At 59.7% G+C, this 21,987-nt stretch carries 20 protein-coding genes; 16 read left to right on the forward strand and 4 right to left on the reverse strand.

Annotated elements, in window-relative coordinates:
• The first annotated feature begins 258 nt into the window (after positions 1-258).
• From QOL84_RS20965 to QOL84_RS20995, 7 genes are all read left to right on the forward strand, one after another.
• Complete coding sequence (locus QOL84_RS20965; RefSeq protein WP_283438421.1) at positions 259-897, forward strand: peroxiredoxin; 639 nt, start codon at positions 259-261, stop codon at positions 895-897.
• 282 nt (positions 898-1,179) lie between these two features.
• Positions 1,180-1,773: an NADPH-dependent FMN reductase gene (gene ssuE, locus QOL84_RS20970; protein WP_007913832.1), complete on the forward strand. Its 594-nt coding sequence runs from the start codon at positions 1,180-1,182 to the stop codon at positions 1,771-1,773.
• A gap of 91 nt (positions 1,774-1,864) precedes the next feature.
• Positions 1,865-2,830, forward strand: coding sequence for a sulfonate ABC transporter substrate-binding protein (locus QOL84_RS20975; RefSeq protein ID WP_053124845.1), 966 nt, complete (start codon positions 1,865-1,867; stop codon positions 2,828-2,830).
• Between the two features lie 25 nt (positions 2,831-2,855).
• A complete protein-coding gene (gene ssuD, locus QOL84_RS20980; protein ID WP_018928626.1) occupies positions 2,856-4,004 on the forward strand; it encodes an FMNH2-dependent alkanesulfonate monooxygenase in 1,149 nt (382 codons plus the stop codon).
• Positions 4,005-4,012: 8 nt separating this feature from the next.
• Positions 4,013-4,795 (forward strand): aliphatic sulfonate ABC transporter permease SsuC, encoded by a 783-nt coding sequence (gene ssuC, locus QOL84_RS20985; RefSeq protein WP_011336451.1) that lies wholly within the window; start codon positions 4,013-4,015, stop codon positions 4,793-4,795.
• The gene (gene ssuB / locus QOL84_RS20990) at positions 4,792-5,598 is read left to right on the forward strand and encodes an aliphatic sulfonates ABC transporter ATP-binding protein (RefSeq protein WP_283438422.1); all 807 of its coding nucleotides are present in this window, start codon (positions 4,792-4,794) and stop codon (positions 5,596-5,598) included. Before ssuC ends, ssuB begins: the two co-directional genes overlap by 4 nt.
• A gap of 32 nt (positions 5,599-5,630) precedes the next feature.
• Entirely contained in the window at positions 5,631-5,846 is a 216-nt protein-coding gene (locus QOL84_RS20995; RefSeq protein ID WP_003229256.1) for a TOBE domain-containing protein, read from the forward strand.
• Between the two features lie 220 nt (positions 5,847-6,066).
• On the opposite strand, the gene QOL84_RS21000 is transcribed toward QOL84_RS20995, so the two are convergent.
• Together QOL84_RS21000 and QOL84_RS21005 are read right to left on the reverse strand one after the other, a co-directional pair.
• Entirely contained in the window at positions 6,067-6,693 is a 627-nt protein-coding gene (locus QOL84_RS21000) for a TetR/AcrR family transcriptional regulator (protein WP_283438423.1), read from the reverse strand.
• Between the two features lie 257 nt (positions 6,694-6,950).
• A complete protein-coding gene (locus QOL84_RS21005) occupies positions 6,951-8,327 on the reverse strand; it encodes a glutamine synthetase family protein (RefSeq protein WP_028623670.1) in 1,377 nt (458 codons plus the stop codon).
• A 278-nt stretch (positions 8,328-8,605) separates the two neighbouring features.
• Between QOL84_RS21005 and QOL84_RS21010 the strand changes: the two genes are divergently transcribed.
• The 8 genes from QOL84_RS21010 to QOL84_RS21045 all read left to right on the forward strand — a co-directional run bounded on the left by QOL84_RS21010 (position 8,606) and on the right by QOL84_RS21045 (position 17,432).
• A complete protein-coding gene (locus QOL84_RS21010; protein ID WP_283438424.1) occupies positions 8,606-8,974 on the forward strand; it encodes a glutamine amidotransferase in 369 nt (122 codons plus the stop codon).
• Positions 8,975-9,069: 95 nt separating this feature from the next.
• Complete coding sequence (locus QOL84_RS21015) at positions 9,070-10,428, forward strand: glutamine synthetase family protein (RefSeq protein ID WP_129395970.1); 1,359 nt, start codon at positions 9,070-9,072, stop codon at positions 10,426-10,428.
• A 57-nt stretch (positions 10,429-10,485) separates the two neighbouring features.
• The gene (locus tag QOL84_RS21020) at positions 10,486-11,850 is read left to right on the forward strand and encodes an aspartate aminotransferase family protein (protein WP_064116331.1); all 1,365 of its coding nucleotides are present in this window, start codon (positions 10,486-10,488) and stop codon (positions 11,848-11,850) included.
• Between the two features lie 171 nt (positions 11,851-12,021).
• Entirely contained in the window at positions 12,022-13,134 is a 1,113-nt protein-coding gene (locus tag QOL84_RS21025) for a polyamine ABC transporter substrate-binding protein (RefSeq protein WP_008085325.1), read from the forward strand.
• A 187-nt stretch (positions 13,135-13,321) separates the two neighbouring features.
• Positions 13,322-14,419: a polyamine ABC transporter substrate-binding protein gene (locus QOL84_RS21030; RefSeq protein WP_283438425.1), complete on the forward strand. Its 1,098-nt coding sequence runs from the start codon at positions 13,322-13,324 to the stop codon at positions 14,417-14,419.
• 66 nt (positions 14,420-14,485) lie between these two features.
• Positions 14,486-15,628 (forward strand): ABC transporter ATP-binding protein, encoded by a 1,143-nt coding sequence (locus QOL84_RS21035; protein ID WP_008085321.1) that lies wholly within the window; start codon positions 14,486-14,488, stop codon positions 15,626-15,628.
• Positions 15,629-15,663: 35 nt separating this feature from the next.
• On the forward strand, positions 15,664-16,545 hold the full coding sequence (locus QOL84_RS21040; RefSeq protein ID WP_174823987.1) for an ABC transporter permease subunit: 882 nt from the start codon (positions 15,664-15,666) through the stop codon (positions 16,543-16,545).
• Positions 16,542-17,432, forward strand: coding sequence for an ABC transporter permease subunit (locus QOL84_RS21045; protein WP_283438426.1), 891 nt, complete (start codon positions 16,542-16,544; stop codon positions 17,430-17,432). The genes QOL84_RS21040 and QOL84_RS21045 overlap by 4 nt, the downstream gene beginning before the upstream one ends.
• Before the next feature lie 89 nt (positions 17,433-17,521).
• Here QOL84_RS21045 and QOL84_RS21050 read toward each other — a convergent pair whose 3' ends face one another.
• On the reverse strand, positions 17,522-18,163 hold the full coding sequence (locus QOL84_RS21050; RefSeq protein WP_283438427.1) for an HD domain-containing protein: 642 nt from the start codon (positions 18,161-18,163) through the stop codon (positions 17,522-17,524).
• Between the two features lie 307 nt (positions 18,164-18,470).
• On the opposite strand from QOL84_RS21050, the gene QOL84_RS21055 reads away from it, so the two are divergent.
• Entirely contained in the window at positions 18,471-19,436 is a 966-nt protein-coding gene (locus tag QOL84_RS21055; RefSeq protein ID WP_283438428.1) for a GlxA family transcriptional regulator, read from the forward strand.
• 133 nt (positions 19,437-19,569) lie between these two features.
• On the opposite strand, the gene QOL84_RS21060 is transcribed toward QOL84_RS21055, so the two are convergent.
• On the reverse strand, positions 19,570-21,981 hold the full coding sequence (locus tag QOL84_RS21060) for a penicillin acylase family protein (RefSeq protein ID WP_283438429.1): 2,412 nt from the start codon (positions 21,979-21,981) through the stop codon (positions 19,570-19,572).
• Between the last annotated feature and the right edge of the window lie 6 nt (positions 21,982-21,987).

Below are 21,987 nucleotides of genomic sequence, written 5' to 3' on the forward strand. Positions count from 1 at the left end.
CGGCATCGCGCCGGACGGGGCTTTTGCGTTTTCGAGTCAGGCTCACCCCCGTAAGCCTGTCCCGAAATTCCCCTCTTTACAGCAACTCAAGGCCTTCTCGAACCTTGCGGCCGATGTTCGTCGGGATGCCGCCGAGCGTCCAGTGAACAGATGTTTAATATTCTTTTAAGGTCTAGATATCTAGTTATTTATTCTTTTTCATGATGGCAAATCCCGAGCTACAGTTGAGGTCTCCAACAACTCATCAGGAGCAGCACCATGAGCCTCAGACTCGGCGACATCGCCCCCGACTTCGAACAGGATTCCAGCGCCGGCAAGATTCGTTTCCACGAGTGGCTGGGCGATAGCTGGGGCGTGCTGTTCTCCCACCCGGCGGACTTCACCCCGGTGTGCACCACCGAGTTGGGCTTCACCGCCAAACTCAAAGATGAATTCAGCAAGCGCGGCGTCAAAGCCATTGCACTGTCGGTCGACCCGGTGGATTCCCACCACAAATGGATCGAAGACATCAACGAAACCCAGAACACCATCGTCAACTTCCCGATCCTGGCGGATGCCGATCGCAAGGTTTCCGATCTGTATGACCTGATCCACCCAAACGCCAACGACACACTGACCGTGCGTTCGCTGTTCGTGATCGATCCGAACAAGAAGGTTCGCCTGACCATCACCTATCCGGCGAGCACCGGGCGCAACTTCCACGAGATTTTGCGGGTGATCGACTCGCTGCAGCTCACCGATAACTACAAGGTGGCCACGCCGGCCAACTGGCAGGACGGTGATGAGGTGGTGATCGTGCCTTCGTTGAAGGATGAGGAAGAGATCAAGCAACGCTTTCCGAAGGGCTATCGGGCTGTTAAGCCGTATCTGCGCCTGACGCCACAGCCGAATCGTTAAGATCAAAAGATCGCAGCCTGCGGCAGCTCCTACAGGAGTACGCCGCTTTCTGTAGGAGCTGCCGAAGGCTGCGATCTTTTCGAGGCATCCACATAGCAGGGGATTTCAGGCCGTTTCGACGGCCTTTTTTTCGTCCTGAACAATGTAAATCGTATATCTCCTAAACGCATAACCAAATGAATAAATATGATTTATAGATATATAAATCAACTGGTAAGGTCACTCCCATCAAAGCGAGATCGCAACCCGCGAATCGCCTGTAACGCTTAAGGAAGTGTCTGAATGCTGGTCGTCTCACTCGGTGGCAGTCCCAGCCTGCGCTCCCGTTCCGGGGTGCTGCTGGAACGCTCGCAACGCTGGTTGCAGGCTCAAGGGGTGGAAGTGGTGAGTTATCAGGTTCGGGACTTCCCGGCCGAAGACTTGCTCCACGCGCGCTTCGACAGCCCGAAGGTGCTCGACCTGCTGCAACAGATTGAAAACGCCGATGGCCTGCTGATCGCCACACCGGTTTACAAAGCGTCTTTCTCTGGCGCGTTGAAGACGCTGCTGGATTTGCTCCCGGAGCGTGCCCTGAACCACAAGATTGTTTTGCCGATGGCCACTGGCGGCAGCATCGCCCACATGTTGGTGGTCGATTACGCGCTCAAGCCTGTGCTCTCGGCGCTGAAAGCCCAGGAAATGCTCCAGGGAATTTTCGCCGAGGACAGCCAGATCGCTTACGGCGAAGGCAGTGCTGCGGCGCAACTGGCACCGGCGCTGGAGCAGCGTCTGCACGAAGCGCTGGATCAGTTTGTCGGCGCCATGGCGCGCCGGCCGAAGCCGCTGGAACCGGGCTTGTTGAACGAACGTTTGCTGAGTGCTCGCTGGAGCATTTAAGCCACACCAGAACTTGATGTAACTCACCTTACTTCGCCGCTAACGGCCAAGCAGGTGCAGCCAAAACCCAACAGCAAAAAAGGAGAGCGCTATGCGCACTGTATTTTTGCGTCGTGGTCTGGTCGCTCTGTTTGCTGCGGCTGTCACCTTCGGCGCCATCACTCAAGCTCAAGCCGAGACATTGCGGATCGGTTATCAGAAGTACGGCACGCTGGTGCTGCTCAAAGCCAAAGGGACTTTGGAAAAACGTCTGGCTGCCCAAGGCGTCGACGTGCAATGGACTGAGTTCCCCGGCGGCCCGCAGTTGCTGGAAGGCCTGAACGTCGGCTCGATCGACTTCGGCGTCACTGGCGAAACCCCACCGGTCTTCGCCCAGGCAGCCGGCGCCGATCTGCTCTATGTCGCCTACGAACCGCCGGCACCAAACAGCGAAGCGATCCTTGTGCCGAAAGACTCGCCGATCAAATCGGTGGCCGACCTCAAGGGCAAGAAAGTCGTGCTGAACAAAGGCTCCAACGTCCACTACCTGCTGGTGCGTGCGCTGGAAGACGCCGGTCTCAAGTACACCGACATTCAAACCGTATTCCTGCCGCCGGCCGATGCTCGCGCTGCGTTCGAACGTGGCAGCGTCGACGCCTGGGTCATCTGGGATCCGTACCAGGCTGCTGCCGAGAAACAACTGCAAGCGCACACCCTGCGCGATGGCAAAGGCATCGTCGACAACCACCAGTTCTATCTCGCCACCAAGCCCTACGCACAGAAAAACCCTGAGGTGATCAAAGCCCTCGTTGAGGAAGTGCGCGCCGTCGGCGAGTGGTCCAAAGCCAACCCTGAAGACGTGACCCAACAAGTCGCGCCACTGCTCGGCCTGCCGGCAGACATCACCCTGACCTCGGTGAAACGCCAGGGCTACGGCGCGCTGTTCCTGACCCCGGAAGTGGTCGCCGCGCAGCAGAAAATCGCTGACACGTTCTACCAGCTCAAGCTGATTCCCAAGCCACTGAGCATCAAGGATGTGATCTGGACACCACCGGCCGCTGTGGCCAAAGCGCTGTAATTCGAATCCCCAAGGAGACCACTCCATGAGCCTCAATATCTTCTGGTTCCTGCCTACCCACGGCGACGGCCATTACCTTGGCACCGCCGAAGGCGCTCGCGCCGTTGACCACGGTTATCTGCAACAGGTCGCGCAAGCGGCGGATCGTCTGGGTTTCGGTGGTGTGCTGATTCCCACCGGCCGCTCCTGCGAAGACTCGTGGCTGGTGGCGGCGTCGCTGATTCCGGTGACCCAGCGCCTGAAATTCCTCGTTGCCCTGCGCCCCGGGATCATTTCCCCGACGGTCGCGGCGCGGCAGGCAGCCACGCTCGATCGTTTGTCCGGCGGTCGTGCGCTGTTCAATCTGGTCACCGGTGGCGACCCCGAAGAATTGGCTGGCGACGGTCTGTTCCTCAGCCACGAAGAACGCTATCAAGCCTCGGTGGAGTTCACTCGCATCTGGCGCCGTGTGCTCGAAGGCGAAACCGTTGATTACGACGGTCAGCACATCAGCGTGAAGGGCGCGAAGTTGCTCTATCCGCCGATCCAGCAACCGCGTCCGCCGCTGTACTTCGGTGGCTCGTCGGAAGCGGCGCAAGACTTGGCCGCCGAACAAGTGGAAATGGTTCTGACCTGGGGCGAGCCGCCAGCAGCGGTGGCCGAGAAGATCGCACAAGTGCGCGCCAAAGCCGCCAAGCTTGGCCGCACCGTACGCTTCGGTATTCGTCTGCATGTGATCGTCCGCGAAACCAACGCTGAAGCCTGGCAAGCGGCGGATCGTTTGATCTCGCATCTGGACGACGACACCATTGCTCGCGCTCAAGCTTCGCTGGCACGCTTCGATTCCGTAGGCCAGCAACGCATGGCCGCGTTGCACGGTGGCAGTCGCGACAACCTCGAAGTCAGCCCGAACCTCTGGGCCGGCGTTGGCCTGGTGCGCGGCGGTGCCGGTACGGCCCTGGTTGGCGATGGCCCGACCGTGGCGGCGCGCGTGAAGGAATACGCCGATCTGGGCATCGACACCTTTATATTCTCCGGTTATCCACACCTTGAAGAGTCGTATCGCGTCGCTGAACTGCTGTTCCCGCACCTCGACATCGAGCGTCCGGAACTGCCGAAAAGCGCCGGTTATGTCAGCCCGTTCGGCGAGATGGTCGCCAACGACATTCTTCCCAAAGCCGCGTCGCAGAGCTGAGGCGCGCCATGAAGAAATTCATCCACAGCCTCGCGCCCTGGGCGTTGCCGGTGTTGTTGCTGGCGGTGTGGCAGTTGTCGGTGTCGGCCGGTTGGTTGTCGACACGGATTCTGCCGGCACCGGTGGCGGTGATCGAAGCCGGCGTGAGCCTGGTGCGCAGCGGCGAAATCTGGACGCACCTGGCGATCAGTGGCTGGCGCGCGGCGCTCGGTTTCACCATCGGCGGCAGCATCGGTCTGGTCCTGGGCTTCATCACTGGCCTGTCGAAGTGGGGCGAACGCTTGCTCGACAGCTCGGTGCAGATGATCCGCAACGTGCCGCACCTGGCGCTGATCCCGCTGGTAATCCTGTGGTTCGGCATCGACGAGTCGGCAAAGATTTTCCTGGTCGCGTTGGGCACGTTGTTCCCGATCTACCTCAACACTTATCACGGCATTCGCAACGTCGACCCGGCGTTGGTGGAGATGGCGCGCAGTTATGGCCTCTCCGGTTTCAGCCTGTTCTGGCAGGTGATTCTGCCGGGCGCGCTGCCTTCGATTCTGGTTGGTGTGCGCTTCGCCCTGGGCTTTATGTGGCTGACGCTGATCGTCGCCGAAACCATCTCGGCCAGCTCGGGCATCGGCTATCTGGCGATGAACGCCCGGGAGTTTTTGCAGACCGACGTGGTGGTGCTGGCGATCCTGCTTTACGCGGTGCTCGGCAAACTCGCCGACCTCGCCGCTCGTGGACTTGAACGTGTGTGGTTGCGCTGGCACCCGGCCTATCAGGTTGCCAAAGGAGGTGCAGCATGACTGCTCAACAACCGCCACGCCTGCTGCGCGGGATTCCGCTGGCGGTGCGCAACCTGCAGAAAACCTTTGGCGCGCGGCAGGTGCTGCGTGACATCGATCTGCATATTCCGGCGGGGCAATTCGTCGCGGTGGTCGGGCGCAGTGGCTGTGGCAAAAGTACTTTGCTGCGCTTGCTCGCGGGGCTTGATCAACCGACTGGTGGTGAACTGTTCGCCGGCTCTGCGCCACTCAGTGACGCACGGGAAGACACCCGGTTGATGTTCCAGGAAGCGCGTCTGCTGCCATGGAAAAAGATCATCGACAACGTTGGCCTTGGGCTCAAGGGCAACTGGCGTCAGCAAGCACTGGATGCGCTGGACGCGGTCGGTTTGGCGGATCGCGCCGATGAATGGCCGGCAGCCCTGTCCGGCGGGCAGAAGCAACGCGTCGCCCTGGCCCGGGCGTTGATCCATCAACCGCGCCTGCTGTTGCTCGACGAACCGCTCGGTGCACTGGACGCGCTGACCCGCATTGAAATGCAGCAACTGATCGAGCGTCTGTGGCAGCAACACGGCTTCACCGTGCTGCTGGTGACCCACGACGTCAGTGAGGCGGTGGCGATTGCCGATCGGGTGATTCTGATCGAGGACGGCGAAGTCGGCCTCGACCTGCATGTCGACCTGCCGCGCCCACGGGTACGTGGTTCGCATCGCCTCGCAGCGCTGGAAACCGAAGTGCTCAACCGAGTTTTGTCCCTGCCTGGCGAACCGCCGGAGCCGGAACCTGTTTCACCCCTGCCTACGCAATTGCGTTGGGCGCAATAACTCAAGTTTTATCAACGACAGGAATCAATGCCATGACTATTAAAGCCATCAACGTGCGCAACCAGTTCAAAGGCTCGATCAAGGAAATCGTCCTCGGCGACGTGCTGTCGGAAATCGACGTGCAGACCGCTTCGGGTATCGTCACTTCGGTGATCACCACCCGTTCGGTCAAGGAGCTGGAACTGGTGGTGGGCAGCGAAGTGATTGCCTTTGTGAAATCCACCGAGGTGTCGATCGCCAAGTTGTAAGCCGGTGAGTAAAAAACAACCCCGGAGGGCGTGAGCCCTTCGGGGTTTTTGTGTCTTGAAGAGCAAAAGATCGCAGCCTTCGGCAGCTCCTACAGGGGATTGCGTTCCAATGTGATCGTTCCCACGCTCCGCGTGGGAATGCCTCTAGGGACGCTCCGCGTCCAGTGACGCGGAGCGTCACGGGCTGCATTCCCACGCAGAGCGTGGGAACGATCATGTCTCAGCGTTTAGGCAGATACGGCGGCAGATACAGGCCGATATAGGCATCAAACACGCGCATCCCTTCCTCCGCCATGCGCGGTGTGATCTGCCCGTGCTGCTGCACCGAACGCGCGTAAACCCGGTCACCCAACTCCATTGCCAAGGCAAACACATCGACATCCTCCGGCAGCCTCGGCAACTCGAAGTGATGATCGAACAGCTTGTGCATCAGGTCACCCAGCTCAAGGTCGTGCTGGCGGTCAGCCTGCGTCACTTCGGTCAGACCATGTTGCGCGAGGATCAACTGGCGAGCAGCGGCATCTTCGCCGTAGATCTCCAGCATGCGTTGCTCGACCAGCCGCGACAGATCACGCCAGTCGCGCAAGGCATCGTGATCGATCGGCGCTTGCAGGCAGGCACGGAATGCGGCGTGCACATCCGCCGTCAGCGCTTCGAGCAACGCCGGCACACTGGCGAAGAAGTGATACACGGAGGAGGGTGGAATCTGCGCGCGCTCGGCGACGCTGTAGATCGACAGACTCGCCACGCCCTCGGCGGCCAGCAGCGTGCGTGCGGCATCGAGTATCGAATCGATCCGTGCCTGGCTGCGGGCACGGGGTTTGCGAACGGGGGCGGGTCGCGTCATGGAAGTCTCCTGCGGGGCAGCGGGCATTGTACGAGCCGGTTCCTTTGTTGTCTTGTCGGCCGCCATCGCTGGCAGGCCAGCTCCCACACAGATCTGTGTCGAACACAAAACTGAGTGCACAACAGAAACCTGTGGGAGCTGGCCTGCCGGCGATCCGCCACAGGCGGCCATTAATTACGGTCTTGGATTTGTCCAAGTCATAAAAAAACGCCGCTGGCTGCAAGAGCCGACGGCGTTCTGTTTGGCGCTACAACCGCTTACACGGTATGCAGATACCAGTTGTACTCAAGGTCGGAGATGGAGTGTTCGAACTCCTCCAGCTCGCTTTCCTTGCAGGCGACGAAGATATCGATGTACTTCGGATCGATGTACTTGGCCATCACCTCGCTGTCGTCCAGCTCGCGCAGGGCATCGCGCAAGTTGTTCGGCAGGCTTTGCTCGTTCTGCTCGTAGCTGTTGCCTTCGACAGGCGCGCCCGGCTCGATCTTGTTGGTCAGACCGTGGTGCACGCCGGCCAGTACCGAAGCCATCAGCAGGTACGGGTTGGCGTCGGCACCGGCCACACGGTGTTCGATACGTACGGCATCGGACGAGCCGGTCGGTACGCGAATCGCCACGGTGCGGTTGTCGAGGCCCCAGCACGGCGAGTTCGGCACGTAGAACTGTGCGCCGAAACGACGGTAGGAGTTGACGTTCGGGCAGAGGAAAGCCATCTGCGCGGGCAGGGTCTCGAGCACACCGCCGATCGCGTGACGCAGCGCGGCGTTCTGCTCGGGATCCTCGCTGGCAAAAATGTTTTTGCCTTCTTTATCCAGAATCGAGATGTGTACGTGCAGACCATTACCTGCCTGGCCCGGATAAGGCTTGGCCATGAAGGTGGTGTCCATTTCATGGTCGTAGGCGATGTTCTTGATCAGACGCTTGAGCAGTACTGCGTAGTCGCACGCCTTGATCGGGTCGGCGACGTGGTGCAGGTTCACTTCGAACTGCGCCGGGGCACTTTCCTTGACGATGGCGTCGGCCGGGATGCCTTGCTCTTTGGCACCTTCCAGAATGTCCTGGAGGCAGTCGACGTATTCGTCGAGGTCGTCGATCAGGTAGACCTGTGTCGAGTGCGGACGTTTGCCGGAAACCGGTGAGCGTGGCGGTTGCGGACGACCGTTCACGTTCTCCTGGTCGATCAGGTAGAACTCGAGTTCGAACGCGGCGCAAATGGTCAGGCCCATTTCATCGAACTTGCGCACCACGTTAGCCAGCACTTCTCGCGGGTCGGCAAAGAATGGCTGGCCTTCGAGTTCGTGCATGGTCATCAACAGTTGCGCGGTAGGGCGCTTCTGCCATGGCTCGTTGCACAGGGTGTCGGGGATTGGATAGCAGATACGATCGGCGTCGCCGATGTCCAGGCCCAGGCCGGTGCTTTCCACCGTCGAACCATTGATATCCAGAGCAAATAGAGAGGCCGGCAGGTTGATGCCTTTCTCGTAAACCTTGTGGAGGCTGGTGCGTTCAATGCGCTTGCCGCGCACCACACCATTCATATCCGCAATCAGAAGGTCAACGTACAGAACCTCAGGATGTTCCTTAAGGAACGCGTTCGCTTCGTTAAGCTGAACGGCACGCGGGGGTACCGACATGATGCAACACCTTTGTTGTTAAAAATATCAATCATTGATCTTTTCTGGTTTCAGTCAACCCGAACGGCATGCCGAAGTCAAGCGAGGCCTTTTTTGCCCTAAAAAAGCGCTGTGAGGGCATTTATGGGGCACTTTGAGGCGTTTTTTTGTCTCTGGGACGCTTGGCACCCGCGGGCTTGAGCAGGCCGTGTTGTATTTTTTACGGGGGTGTTGTGTAAAAAAATGAACAAGGCTAAGCTCGGATCAAACCCATAACAGCAATAATACCGGGGTGCTTCATGTCTCGCCTGCCGTTAATCGGCATCACCGACTGCTCGCAACAGTCCGGTCTGCATGCTTATCACATCAGTGGCGACAAATCCGTCCGTAACGCAGCCAGCATGGCGCGCGGTCCGTTGACGACAGTCTCGTCGGCAACAGGCAAAACGGCAGCGTCCGATATTCTGGACGTACGACAAGGCATCCCGTTTATGGCGTTCCCCTCCAATATAGATCGCTTTCACCTCCAAAGCCTGTGCCGCTTCCCAAGTGGTGCTCACGATTCTGCACGCCTTGCTGCTCGTCTTCAGTGTGCACAGGAAATGCAACGCCAGCGTAAAGGGCAGGTAAGCTCCTCTTTCATTGTCTATGCGCGGTGCCTGGCGTAAGCCCGCACTGCGCACAAGCAAGCCCCCTTTAACGCGACGCCCCGGCGTCAAACTTTGCCTGACACTACGTCAGGAGACTCAGCCCAGAGGCATCTATGAGTAACAACCTCGACCAGCTCACCGATTGGTTGAAAGACCACAAGATCACAGAAGTCGAATGCATGATCGCCGACTTGACCGGTATCACCCGTGGCAAGATTTCGCCGACCAACAAGTTCATCGCCGAAAAAGGCATGCGCCTGCCAGAAAGCGTGCTGTTGCAGACCGTGACCGGCGATTACGTCGAAGACGACATCTATTACGAACTGCTCGACCCGGCCGACATCGACATGATCTGCCGCCCCGATCAGAACGCCGTGTACCTGGTGCCGTGGGCCATCGAGCCGACCGCGCAGGTGATTCACGACACCTACGACAAGCAAGGCAATCCGATCGAGCTGTCGCCGCGCAACGTCCTCAAGAAAGTCCTCAAACTCTATGCCGACAAGGGCTGGCAGCCGATCGTGGCGCCGGAAATGGAGTTCTACCTGACCAAGCGCAGCGACGACCCTGACTATCCGTTGCAGCCGCCAATCGGTCGCTCGGGCCGTCCGGAAATCGGGCGTCAGTCGTTCTCCATTGAAGCGGCGAACGAATTCGATCCGCTGTTCGAAGACGTCTACGACTGGTGCGAACTGCAGGAGCTGGACCTCGACACGCTGATCCACGAAGACGGCACGGCGCAGATGGAAATCAACTTCCGTCACGGCGATGCACTGTCGCTGGCCGACCAGATTCTGGTGTTCAAGCGCACCATGCGTGAAGCCGCACTCAAGCACGACGTGGCCGCGACCTTTATGGCCAAGCCGATGACGGGCGAGCCGGGCAGTGCGATGCACTTGCACCAGAGCATCATCGACATCGAGACCGGCAAGAACGTTTTCTCCAATGAAGACGGCACCATGAGCCAGCTGTTCCTGCACCACATCGGTGGTTTGCAGAAACTGATTCCCGAGCTGTTGCCGCTGTTCGCACCGAACGTCAATTCGTTCCGCCGCTTCCTGCCGGACACCTCGGCACCGGTGAACGTCGAGTGGGGCGAAGAGAACCGCACCGTCGGCCTGCGCGTGCCGGATGCCGGCCCGCAGAACCGTCGCGTGGAAAACCGTCTGCCGGGCGCCGACGCCAACCCGTACCTGGCGATTGCCGCGAGCCTGCTCTGCGGCTACATCGGCATGGTCGAGGGCCTCAACCCGAGCGCACCGGTGGTCGGTCGTGGTTATGAACGCCGCAACCTGCGCCTGCCGCTGACCATCGAAGACGCGCTGGAGCGCATGGAAAACAGCTCGACCGTCGAGAAATACCTGGGCAAAACTTTCATCACTGGCTACGTCGCGGTCAAGCGGGCCGAGCATGAAAACTTCAAGCGCGTGATCAGTTCGTGGGAGCGTGAGTACCTGCTCTTCGCCGTCTGATACGCCAGGCGCGGCCCTCAAAAAGCCGCGCCTTCACCGATAACAAGGAGAATTGGCATGACCAGCAACAATCCGCAAACCCGCGAGTGGCAAGCACTCAGCAATGATCACCACCTGGCGCCGTTCAGCGACTTCAAGCAGCTGAAAGAAAAAGGCCCGCGGATCATCACCAACGCCAAGGGCGTTTACCTGTGGGACAGCGAAGGCAACAAGATCCTCGACGGCATGGCCGGTCTGTGGTGTGTCGCCATCGGTTACGGTCGCGATGAACTGGCCGATGCCGCCGCCAAACAGATGCGCGAACTGCCGTACTACAACCTGTTCTTCCAGACCGCGCACCCGCCGGCACTGGAACTGGCCAAGTCGATTGCCGACGTCGCGCCAGAAGGCATGAACCACGTGTTCTTCACCGGTTCCGGCTCCGAAGGCAACGACACCATGCTGCGTATGGTTCGTCACTATTGGGCGATCAAGGGCCAGCCGAACAAGAAAGTCATCATCAGCCGCAAGAACGGTTATCACGGTTCGACCGTGGCCGGCGCGAGCCTCGGTGGCATGACGTATATGCACGAACAAGGCGACTTGCCGATCCCGGGCATCGTCCACATCGCGCAACCGTACTGGTTCGCTGAAGGTGGCGACATGTCCCCGGAAGAGTTCGGCATCTGGGCGGCCAATCAGCTGGAAGAGAAGATTCTCGAAGTTGGCGTCGACAACGTCGGTGCCTTTATTGCCGAGCCGATCCAGGGTGCCGGTGGCGTGATCATTCCGCCCGACAGCTACTGGCCGCGCATCAAGGAAATCCTCGCCAAGTACGACATCCTCTTCGTCGCCGACGAAGTGATCTGCGGTTTCGGCCGTACCGGTGAGTGGTTCGGCAGCGATTTCTACGACCTCAAACCCGACATGATGACCATCGCCAAAGGCCTGACGTCCGGCTACATCCCGATGGGTGGCCTGATCGTTCGCGACAGCGTTGTTGCGGTGCTCAACGAAGGCGGCGATTTCAACCACGGCTTCACCTACTCCGGTCACCCGGTGGCGGCAGCGGTGGGTCTGGAAAACATCCGCATTCTGCGCGATGAAAAAATTATCGAGAATGCGCACAACGAAACGGCACCGTATTTGCAGAAACGTCTGCGGGAACTGAACGATCACCCATTGGTGGGTGAAGTTCGCGGTGTCGGTCTGTTGGGCGCGATCGAGCTGGTGCAGGACAAGGCCACTCGCAAGCGTTACGAAGGCAAGGGTGTCGGCATGATCTGCCGCCAGTTCTGCTTCGACAACGGCCTGATCATGCGCGCTGTGGGCGACACCATGATCATCGCGCCGCCGCTGGTCATCAGCAAGGCGGAGATCGATGAGCTGGTTACAAAGGCACGTAAATGCCTGGATCTGACCCTCAGTGCGTTGCAAGGCTAAGTGCTAGGCTCTGAGCGGGGGAGCCGCGGCGCTCTCGCTCAAAGCTGTCAGAAAGGCTGGTCTTTTCTTGAAAGACCGCCTCGGATCTTGCCAGACTAGCCGCGGTTCCAGTTGTCCGGGTTCGGCCGCTGAACAAAGTGGTTCAAAAAAGAAAAATTTGGAGCATTACGCATGAAGGCATTAGGCAAAAAGCTCGCTGGCAAGACTCTGCTCGCCATGTCCCTGATGGGAATCATGGCGGCTGCGGCTCAGGCGGACGACAAGGTGTTGCACGTCTACAACTGGTCCGACTACATCGCCCCGGACACCATCAAGAAGTTTGAAGACGAGTCGGGCATCAAAGTCGTCTACGACGTCTTCGACAGCAACGAAACCCTCGAAGCCAAACTGCTCGCAGGCAAGTCCGGCTACGACATCGTCGTACCGTCGAACAACTTCCTCGCCAAACAGATCAAGGCCGGTGTCTACCAGAAGCTGGACAAGTCCAAGCTGCCTAACTGGAAGAACCTCAACACTGATTTGCTCAAAGCCGTGTCGGTCAGCGACCCGGGCAACGAGCACGCTTTCCCGTACATGTGGGGCTCGATCGGCATCGGCTTCAACGCCGAGAAGGTCAAGGCTGCACTGGGCGCCGATGCACCTGTCGATTCGTGGGACCTGATCTTCAAGCCGGAAAACGCTGCCAAGCTGAAATCCTGCGGCATCAGCCTGCTCGACTCGCCAACCGAGATGATCCCGGTGGCGCTGCACTACCTGGGCCTGCCAACCGACAGCCAGAAGAAAGAAGACATCGACAAGGCTGAAGCGCTGATCATGAAGGTCCGTCCTTCGATCGCCTACTTCCACTCGTCCAAGTACATCTCTGACCTGGCCAACGGCAACATCTGTGTGGCCGTGGGTTACTCGGGTGACATCTACCAGGCCAAGTCCCGCGCGGCTGAAGCCGGTGACAAGGTGAAAGTCAGCTACAACATTCCGAAAGAAGGTGCCGGCAGCTTCTACGACATGGTCGCCATCCCTAAAGATGCCGAAAACGTCGAAGGCGCCTACAAGTTCATGACCTTCCTGCAGAAGCCGGAAATCATGGCGGAAATCACCAACGCTGTGCGCTTCCCGAACGGTAACGCCGCTGCAACCCCGCTGGTTGATAAAGACATCACCAGCGATCCGGGCGTTTACCCACCGGCTGACGTGCTGGCCAAGCTGTACGCGATTGCCGACTTGCCGGCCGCGACCCAGCGCATCCTGACCCGCAGCTGGACCAAGATCAAATCGGGCAAATAAGCCGGTTTGCAGCAACAACCGCTGGCCGTCGTCCCCCGCGAAGGCGGCCAGCGGATTAATTAAATGACAGAAAGTTTTGCTGGAACGGTTTTTGAGGGTAAGTTGCGCGCCGGTTTTGTTGCCGGGCAGCCATGGCTGTCATGCAGCGCGGGGCAACTTGGGCCCAACTAATTTAGAGGACCTCCACTTGCCTATTTTTTCTTCTTTGCGCAAAGCCCTGCTGGCCACTGCCGGCCTGACGATTGCTGTCGGAGCCCAGGCCGCCGGTACGGTGCATATTTATAACTGGTCGGACTACATCGGCGAGACCACCCTGGCGGATTTCCAGAAAGCCACCGGGATCAAGCCGGTCTACGACGTCTTCGACTCCAACGAAACCCTGGAAGGCAAACTGCTCGCCGGGCGTACCGGTTACGACGTGGTCGTGCCGTCAAACCACTTCCTCGGCAAACAGATCAAGGCGGGCGCGTTCCAGAAGCTCGACCGTGCGCAACTGCCGAACTATTCCAATCTCGACCCGGCGCTGCTCAAGCGTCTGGAACAGAACGATCCGGGTAACCTGTACGCCGTGCCGTACCTGTGGGGCACCAACGGCATCGGTTACAACGTCGATAAAGTCAAAGCCGTGCTGGGCATCGACAAGATCGATTCCTGGGGCGTGCTGTTCGAACCCGAGAACATCAAGAAGCTGCAGAGTTGCGGCGTAGCGTTCCTCGATTCGGCGGATGAAATGATGCCGACCGTGCTCAACTACATGGGCCTGAACGCCAACAGCACCAATCCCAAGGACTACGAAAAAGCCACCGCCAAGCTGCTCGCGGTGCGTCCTTACGTGACCTACTTCCATTCCTCGAAATACATCGGTGATCTGGCCAACGGCGACATCTGCGTAGCCATCGGGTTCTCCGGCGATATCTTCCAGGCCAAGCACCGCGCCGAAGAAGCCAAGAAAGGCGTGAACATCGCCTACTCGGTACCGAAAGAGGGCGGCGCGCTGTGGTTCGACATGCTGGCGATTCCGAAGGATTCGTCGAACGTGAAGGAGGCTCATGCCTTCATCAACTATCTGCTGAAACCTGAGGTGATTGCCCAGGTCAGTGATTACGTCGGATATGCCAACCCTAACCCTGGGTCGGACAAGCTGATGGAACAATCCATCCGTACCGATGAGTCGGTGTATCCACCGCAGACCGTTATCGACAAGGCCTACGTATCGACTGAGTTGCCACCGAACATTCAGCGCCTGATGACCCGCAGCTGGACCAAGGTCAAGTCGGGGATGTAAAGCACACACTATCCTGGGTTCGCCTTGCGGGGCGGACTGCATTGTTTTTTTCTGGGAGTTTCGTAAATGGCAGTTGCCTCCGGCGCCTATAAGAAAGCCCTCGAGGGCGACCAGACACCGAAACAGGTGTTGGTCAAAATCGACCGGGTCACGAAGAAGTTCGACGAGACGATTGCCGTGGACGATGTGTCCCTGGAAATCAAGAAGGGCGAGATCTTCGCCCTGCTCGGCGGTTCGGGATCGGGCAAATCCACTCTGCTGCGGATGCTGGCAGGGTTCGAACGGCCCACGGAGGGGCGCATTTTTCTCGACGGCGTCGACATCACCGACATGCCGCCGTACGAGCGACCGATCAACATGATGTTCCAGTCGTACGCCTTGTTCCCGCACATGACCGTGGCACAGAACATTGCCTTCGGCCTCAAGCAGGACAAGATTCCGGCGGCTGAAGTCGACGCCCGCGTGGCCGAGATGCTCAAGCTCGTACAGATGAGCCAGTACGCCAAGCGCAAGCCGCATCAACTGTCTGGCGGTCAGCGTCAGCGTGTGGCACTGGCGCGTTCGCTGGCCAAGCGGCCGAAGCTGTTGCTGCTCGACGAGCCGATGGGCGCACTGGATAAAAAACTGCGTTCGCAAATGCAGCTGGAGCTGGTCGAGATCATCGAGCGCGTGGGTGTGACCTGCGTGATGGTGACGCACGACCAGGAAGAGGCCATGACCATGGCCGAGCGCATCGCGATCATGCACCTGGGCTGGATCGCCCAGATCGGCAGCCCGATCGACATCTACGAAACCCCGACCAGCCGTCTGGTCTGTGAATTCATCGGCAACGTCAACATTTTCGAAGGCGAAGTGATCGACGACGCCGAAGGCCACGCGACCATCACCTGCAAGGACCTCGACCGGCAGATCTACGTCGGCCACGGCATCAGCACCTCGGTGCAGGACAAGTCGGTCACCTACGCGATCCGTCCGGAGAAACTGCTGGTCACCGCCGATCAACCGACCTGCGAGTACAACTGGTCGAGCGGCAAGGTGCATGACATCGCCTACCTAGGCGGTCACTCGGTTTTCTACGTCGAGTTGCCGAGCGGCAAGCTGGTGCAATCCTTCGTTGCCAACGCCGAACGCCGCGGCGCACGTCCAACCTGGGGCGATCAGGTTTACGTGTACTGGGAAGACGACAGCGGCGTGGTACTTCGCTCATGAACATGCGCAAATTCAAACGCCGCCTCAATCGAATAATCCCCAATGGCCGGCAGCTGGTCATCGGGGTCCCGTTCATCTGGCTGTTCCTGTTCTTCATGCTGCCGTTCTTCATCGTCCTGAAGATCAGTTTTGCCGAAGCCGACGTGGCCATCCCGCCGTACACCGAGATCTACACGTACGCCGAGCAGAAGCTGCAACTGCTGCTGAACCTGGGCAACTACTCGATGCTGGCTGGCGACGAGTTGTACATCGCTGCCTACCTCGGTTCGTTGAAGATGGCGCTGATCAGCACCATTCTCTGTCTGGTGATCGGCTACCCGATGGCCTACGCCATCGCCACCGCGCGTAAAGAGATGCAAACGGTGCTGGTGCTGCTGATCATGATGCCGACCTGGACCGCGATCCTGATCCGCGTCTACGCGTGGATGGGCATCCTCAGCAACAACGGCCTGCTCAACGGCTTCCTCATGAGCATGGGGTTTATCGACGAGCCGCTGCAGATCCTCAACACCAACCTCGCGGTGTACATCGGCGTGGTTTACTCGTACCTGCCGTTCATGATCCTGCCGCTGTACGCCAACCTGGTGAAGCACGATCAAAGCTTGCTGGAAGCAGCCTCCGATCTCGGTTCGAGCACCTTCAACAGCTTCTGGAAAATCACCATTCCGCTGTCCAAGAACGGGATTATTGCCGGCTGCATGCTGGTCTTCATTCCGGTGGTCGGCGAGTTCGTCATCCCGGAACTGCTTGGCGGTCCGGAAACCCTGATGATCGGTAAAGTGCTCTGGCAAGAGTTCTTCAACAACCGTGACTGGCCGGTAGCGTCTGCGCTGGCGGTGGTGATGCTGGCGATCCTGATTGTGCCGATCATTCTGTTCAACCGCAGTCAGGCCAAGGAAATGGAGGGTAAAGAATGAAGCGCTTCCGTTTCTCCAGCCTGATGCTGGTCCTGGGTTTGTTGTTCATCTACCTGCCGATGCTGATCCTGGTGATCTACTCGTTCAACGCCTCCAAACTGGTGACGGTGTGGGGCGGCTGGTCGATCAAGTGGTACGTCGGCCTGCTCGACAACACGCAACTGATGGGCTCGGTATTGCGCTCGCTGGAAATCGCCTGCTACACCGCGGTCGCCGCGGTGGCACTGGGCACACTGGCAGCGTTCGTGCTGACGCGCATCACCCGCTTCAAGGGCCGTACGCTGTTCGGCGGCCTGGTGACGGCGCCGCTGGTGATGCCGGAAGTGATCACCGGTCTGTCGCTGTTGCTGCTGTTCGTGGCCATGGCGCAGATGATCGGCTGGCCGCAAGAGCGCGGCATCGTCACCATCTGGATCGCTCACACCACGTTCTGTGCGGCGTATGTGGCGGTGGTGGTGTCGGCGCGTTTGCGTGAGCTCGACCTGTCGATCGAAGAAGCGGCGATGGACCTCGGTGCACGGCCGTGGAAGGTGTTCTTCCTGATCACCATCCCGATGATCGCGCCATCGCTGGCGGCGGGCGGCATGATGTCCTTCGCCCTGTCGCTGGACGACCTGGTACTGGCGAGCTTTGTCTCCGGCCCGGGTTCGACGACCCTGCCGATGGAAGTGTTCTCGGCGGTGCGTCTGGGCGTGAAGCCTGAGATCAACGCCGTGGCCAGTCTGATTCTGCTGGCGGTATCGATCGTGACTTTCATGGTCTGGTTCTTCAGCCGCCGCGCCGAAGAAGCCCGCAAGAAAGCCATCCAGCAAGCCATCGAAGAAAGCGCAGCCGATTCGTGGAAGCAACCGGACGTGCGCCGCGCGTCGGCGCCGGAGGCGGCTTAACAGCAAAAGATCGCAGCCTGCGGCAGCTCCTACAGGGAACGCATTCCAATGTAGGAGCTGCCGCAGGCTGCGATCTTTTGATTTTGCCCTCAGTTCACCCAAGGGGAATTGCGGATGACTTCGACGAAGTTCATCGGCTTGAACCCCGGCTCCTGATCCTTCAGCACATCGGTCTTCACATTGCCGAACGTGGTCTGCGGACGATGGCGCAAGCCATCGGCGAACGCGCAGATGATGCACTCCTTGAAACCTTCCCCACGCGGGTGCGCATGCACCACCGCTTCACGCTGCACGCTGCTGAACGCCGCGTAATCCATGCCCAGCACGTCCATTTCCACACCAGCCGTCACCAGCGCCACGGTTGGGCGCAGATGCTTCGGCACGCCCGGTGTGGTGTGCAGGGCAATCGACAGCCAGACTTGTTCGATGTCGTCATCGCTCAACCCGTACGGCTTGAGAAACGCCGCCGCCGCGTTGGCACCGTCGACTTCAAAACGCTCGTCATCGCTGCGATGGCCTTCGATCAGACCGAGGTCATGGAACATTGCGCCGACATACAGCAGCTCGGGGTCGTAGGCCAGTTGCTGGCGTTCGCCACTCAACGCGCCAAACAGAAATACCCGGCGCGAATGGTGATAGAGCAAGTCGGACTCGATGTCGCGGATGTAGTCGGTGGTGGCGCGGGCGAGGGCGCTGTCGGGGATTTTGATGCCGGCAATGGTCGTGCTCATGGGAGGTTTCCTCACTGAAACGCCGTCGTGGCGCTGATGGACAAAGTCTGTTCCCTGAGACGCTAAACGGACAATCAACGCATGGCTGCGATCCTTGCCAATCCACCTGCAAATCGTGCCAACTGACCTTCACAGGTTGGAATACCATCCTTTGTGGCGAGGGGATTTATCCTCGTTCGGCTGCGCAGCAGTCGTAAATCCAGCCATGAAGACTGCCTGACACAACGAGGTGTAGGGTCTTGGGGCTGCTTCGCAACCCAACGGGGATAAATCCCCTCGCCACAGGGTTACAGGGGACTTCAAAAACATGAATAAAACCATCGCCATCGTGGTGTTTTCAGGTGTGCAAGCGCTTGACGTCACCGGCCCAATGGATGTGTTCGCCGAGGCCAATCGCTTCCTCGCGCCGCAAGATCACTATCAGCTCGAAGTGATCGGCCTGGAAAAAACACCGATGGCCTGTTCCAACGGCTTGATCCTCAACGCCCATCGCCATTTCAGCGAAGCCCTCGACGCCTATGACCTGCTGTTGGTCGCCGGCGGGCCGCAGCTACCGTTCATGGATTTCGGCAGTGTGTTCGACACCTGGCTGCGCGAGGCCTGCGCACGGGCGCAGCGCTTCGGCTCGATCTGCAACGGTGCATTCATGCTGGCGCGCGCCGGCTTGCTGGAAGGGCGTACCGTCACCACACACTGGAACGATGCCGAGGCGTTGGCGCAGTTGTGTGCGTCAACGCGGGTCGAAGCGGATCGCCTCTACGTCGAGGACGGCACGCTCTATACCTCGGCCGGGGTCACGGCGGGGATTGATCTGTCGTTGTATCTGCTGGCGCGTGATCACGGCGCGGAAGTGGCCTTGAGCGTGGCCAAGCGACTGGTGGTGTTTACCCAGCGCTCTGGCGGACAGTCGCAGTTCAGTCCGTTCCTCACGCCGCACGCGGAGCCGACGTCGGCAGTGGCGATGGTGCAGCTGTACGTGCTGGCCAATCTCACTGGCGACCTGACGATTGCCGATCTGGCCAATGCGGCGAACATGAGTGCGCGCAACTTCTCCCGGGTGTTCGCCCGGGAAGCCAAGGTCACGCCGGCAGAGTTCGTTGAGCAGGCGCGGGTGGATGCGGCGCGGGTGATGCTGGAAAGCACCATGGCGCCGTTGAAGACGGTGGCGTATCAGTGCGGGTTTCGCGATGCGCAACATATGCGCAGTGTGTTCAACCGCCGATTGGGCGTGACGCCGCAGCAGTTTCGGCTGAATTTTGCGCTGCTGCTCTGAGGTTGTGTAGTGCTCTTCAGGGCCTCATCGCGAGCAGGCTCACTCCTACAGTTAACCGCGTTCCTTCAGAAGAAATGCGATCAACTGTAGGAGTGAGCCTGCTCGCGATGAGGCCAGCCCAGATAATCGAGAACTACTGCGCAGCCCGCGCCGGCAACAGTTTCAAGGTACTGCGCGTATTCGCCGTTACCTCTTCCTCGCTGAAATGCGCCTGCACATACATCCCGTCGACATACGCCTCGGCCTGATCGTCATAGTGACTGTCGAACGGCACGCCACTCTGCCCGACCGGGTTGATCGTCAGGCCATGCGCCGGATCGGCGAAGTCCACCAAGCGCCGCGTCGACGGCCCATAAGTCACCGGCCACGGTGCCGGGCCGATTTTCGCCGAGAGGTTGTTCGGCACTTCGTGACTGCCCGGCGCCGCAAACGGCCCGACATTGAAGATGCGATCCAGCGGCTTCTGCTGTCCCAGCGGATGCCCGTGAGTCAGCGTGTGCGCCGCGCCCCATTGCCATCCGGCAACATCGTCGCCGAGGGTCAGTTTCAGATGCGTCATGCTCGCTGCCCACGCCGTGCGCACGACGTCGGCGCGCGTTTCTTTGGCCGGCGTGTTGCGGTTGTCCCACCATGGTGAATCAGCGTTCGCCGCCAGACGTGGCAGCGCCGAATCGATCACTCGTGTCGACAGCAGCGTGTCGAAAAAGTCATTGCCCAACTCATCACGCATCGCCGCATCGGCGAGGTCGTAGAGGAACTGGTTGAACACCGTCGCACTGACCGAATCCAGCGGATAGTCGCCCGGCCACTGCGCCAGTTGCTCGACCAGTTTCAACTGTGCCGGATCGCTGACCACTTCGCGCAGCACCGGCAGCAATGGCGCCAACACGCGCGGGCCGTAACCGGTCGCCGTGCCGAGTTGCAGTTTCTGATTGGCCTCGTTCGTCCACTTGACGCTCTTGTCGCTGAGCTGACGGTTGAGTTGCTGACCACGGTCGGCGAGGTTGTAGTAACCGGGAATCTCCATGCCGGTCGGCGACAGCGGCTGGAAGTTTGCAGAGACGATGTAGCCGCGCGCCGGGTTCTCTTCCTGCGGGTTGGCACTGAACGGGTAGAAACCGTCCTTGTCGGCCTGATTGCTGCTGCCGTCGAGTATGAACTCCGGCCTCACCCCGGCCGGGCGCTTGGGCAGCAATGCCGAGGCCCACCAGCCGATATCGCCCTTGGCATTGGCGTAAACCAGATTCAGCCCCGGTGCCTGTACTTTCGCGGCGGCAGCGCGGGCCTTGGCCAGGGTGTCAGCGCGGTTGAGCTGATAAAAACCTTCGAGGATCGGATTCGGTGTTTCGAGGAACGCCCACCACATCGCAATCGGCGTTTTGCCGGCAGCGGTGCCCAGCGCATCGTTGACGATCGGGCCGTGGGGCGACTGGCGCAGGGTCAGGGTGACGGGCGTCTGTCCCTTCACGTTGATCTGCTGTTCGCTGACAACCATGTCGGTCCACTGCCCGCGATACCAGACCTGATTCGGGTTGTCCGGATTGACCTTCTCGGCGATCAGATCCAGATCGTCGTTCTGGAACATGGTCAGGCTCCAGCCGAAGTCGAGGTTGTGGCCGAGAAACGCGAACGGCACCAGCGCCTGATGATGGCCGTACAGCTCAAAGCCCGGCGCCGACAATTGCGCTTCGTACCACACCGATGGCACCGAGAAACGAATGTGCGGGTCGCCGGCCAGCAATGGCTTGCCGCTCTGGCTGCGGCTGCCGGCAATCACCCAGGCGTTGCTGCCTTCGAGCTGCGGCAAGCCGTTGTCGATCAGTGCCTGTTCGCTGAGGCGGGCGAGGGCGTTGAGGTCTTTCCAGTCGCCGGCGGCGAGGGCCGGTGCCGGTTTTCCGTGACCGTTGACCAGCACGCCCTTGGGCTGCCAGTCGAGGTCGAAGACATACAGGTAATCGGCGCCGAGCTGATCGCGCACGTAGGTCAGCAGCGGCTCGGTGCGAAACGCTGCGGCAAAGCTGTAAGCCATGTAGCCGGCGACGCTGATGCTGTCCTCGGCGGTAAACGGCCGTTTGGGGATGCCCAGCACGTCGAACTCGATCGGTGCGGCGTGCGTGTCCTGATACTGGTTGATGCCATCCAGATAGGCTTGCAGGCCCTTCCACGCCGGCGATTGTTTATCGAGGCTGGCGACATAACTGGCGGCTCGCTCACGGATGCGCAGGCTGCGAAACAGTTTGTCGGTGTCGAGCAGTTTTGGCCCGAGTACTTCGGCCAGTTCGCCACGGGCGAGACGACGCATGGCTTCCATCTGGAACAGTCGATCCTGGGCATGCACATAACCGAGGGCGCGGTAGAGGTCGGTTTCGTTCTCGGCACGGATGTGCGGCACGCCGCGCTCGTCGTAGCGTACGGTCACCGAACCTTGCAGGTTACGCAGTTCAACCTGACCCTGGCGCGTCGGTTGTTTGCTGTAGACATACCAGCCGACGCCGGCAAGCAGAACAACGATGAGCAAGCCAAGTACGGTGAACACGCGCTTCATGGTGAC

Source organism: Pseudomonas helmanticensis (assembly GCF_900182985.1).
GTDB lineage: Bacteria > Pseudomonadota > Gammaproteobacteria > Pseudomonadales > Pseudomonadaceae > Aquipseudomonas > Aquipseudomonas helmanticensis.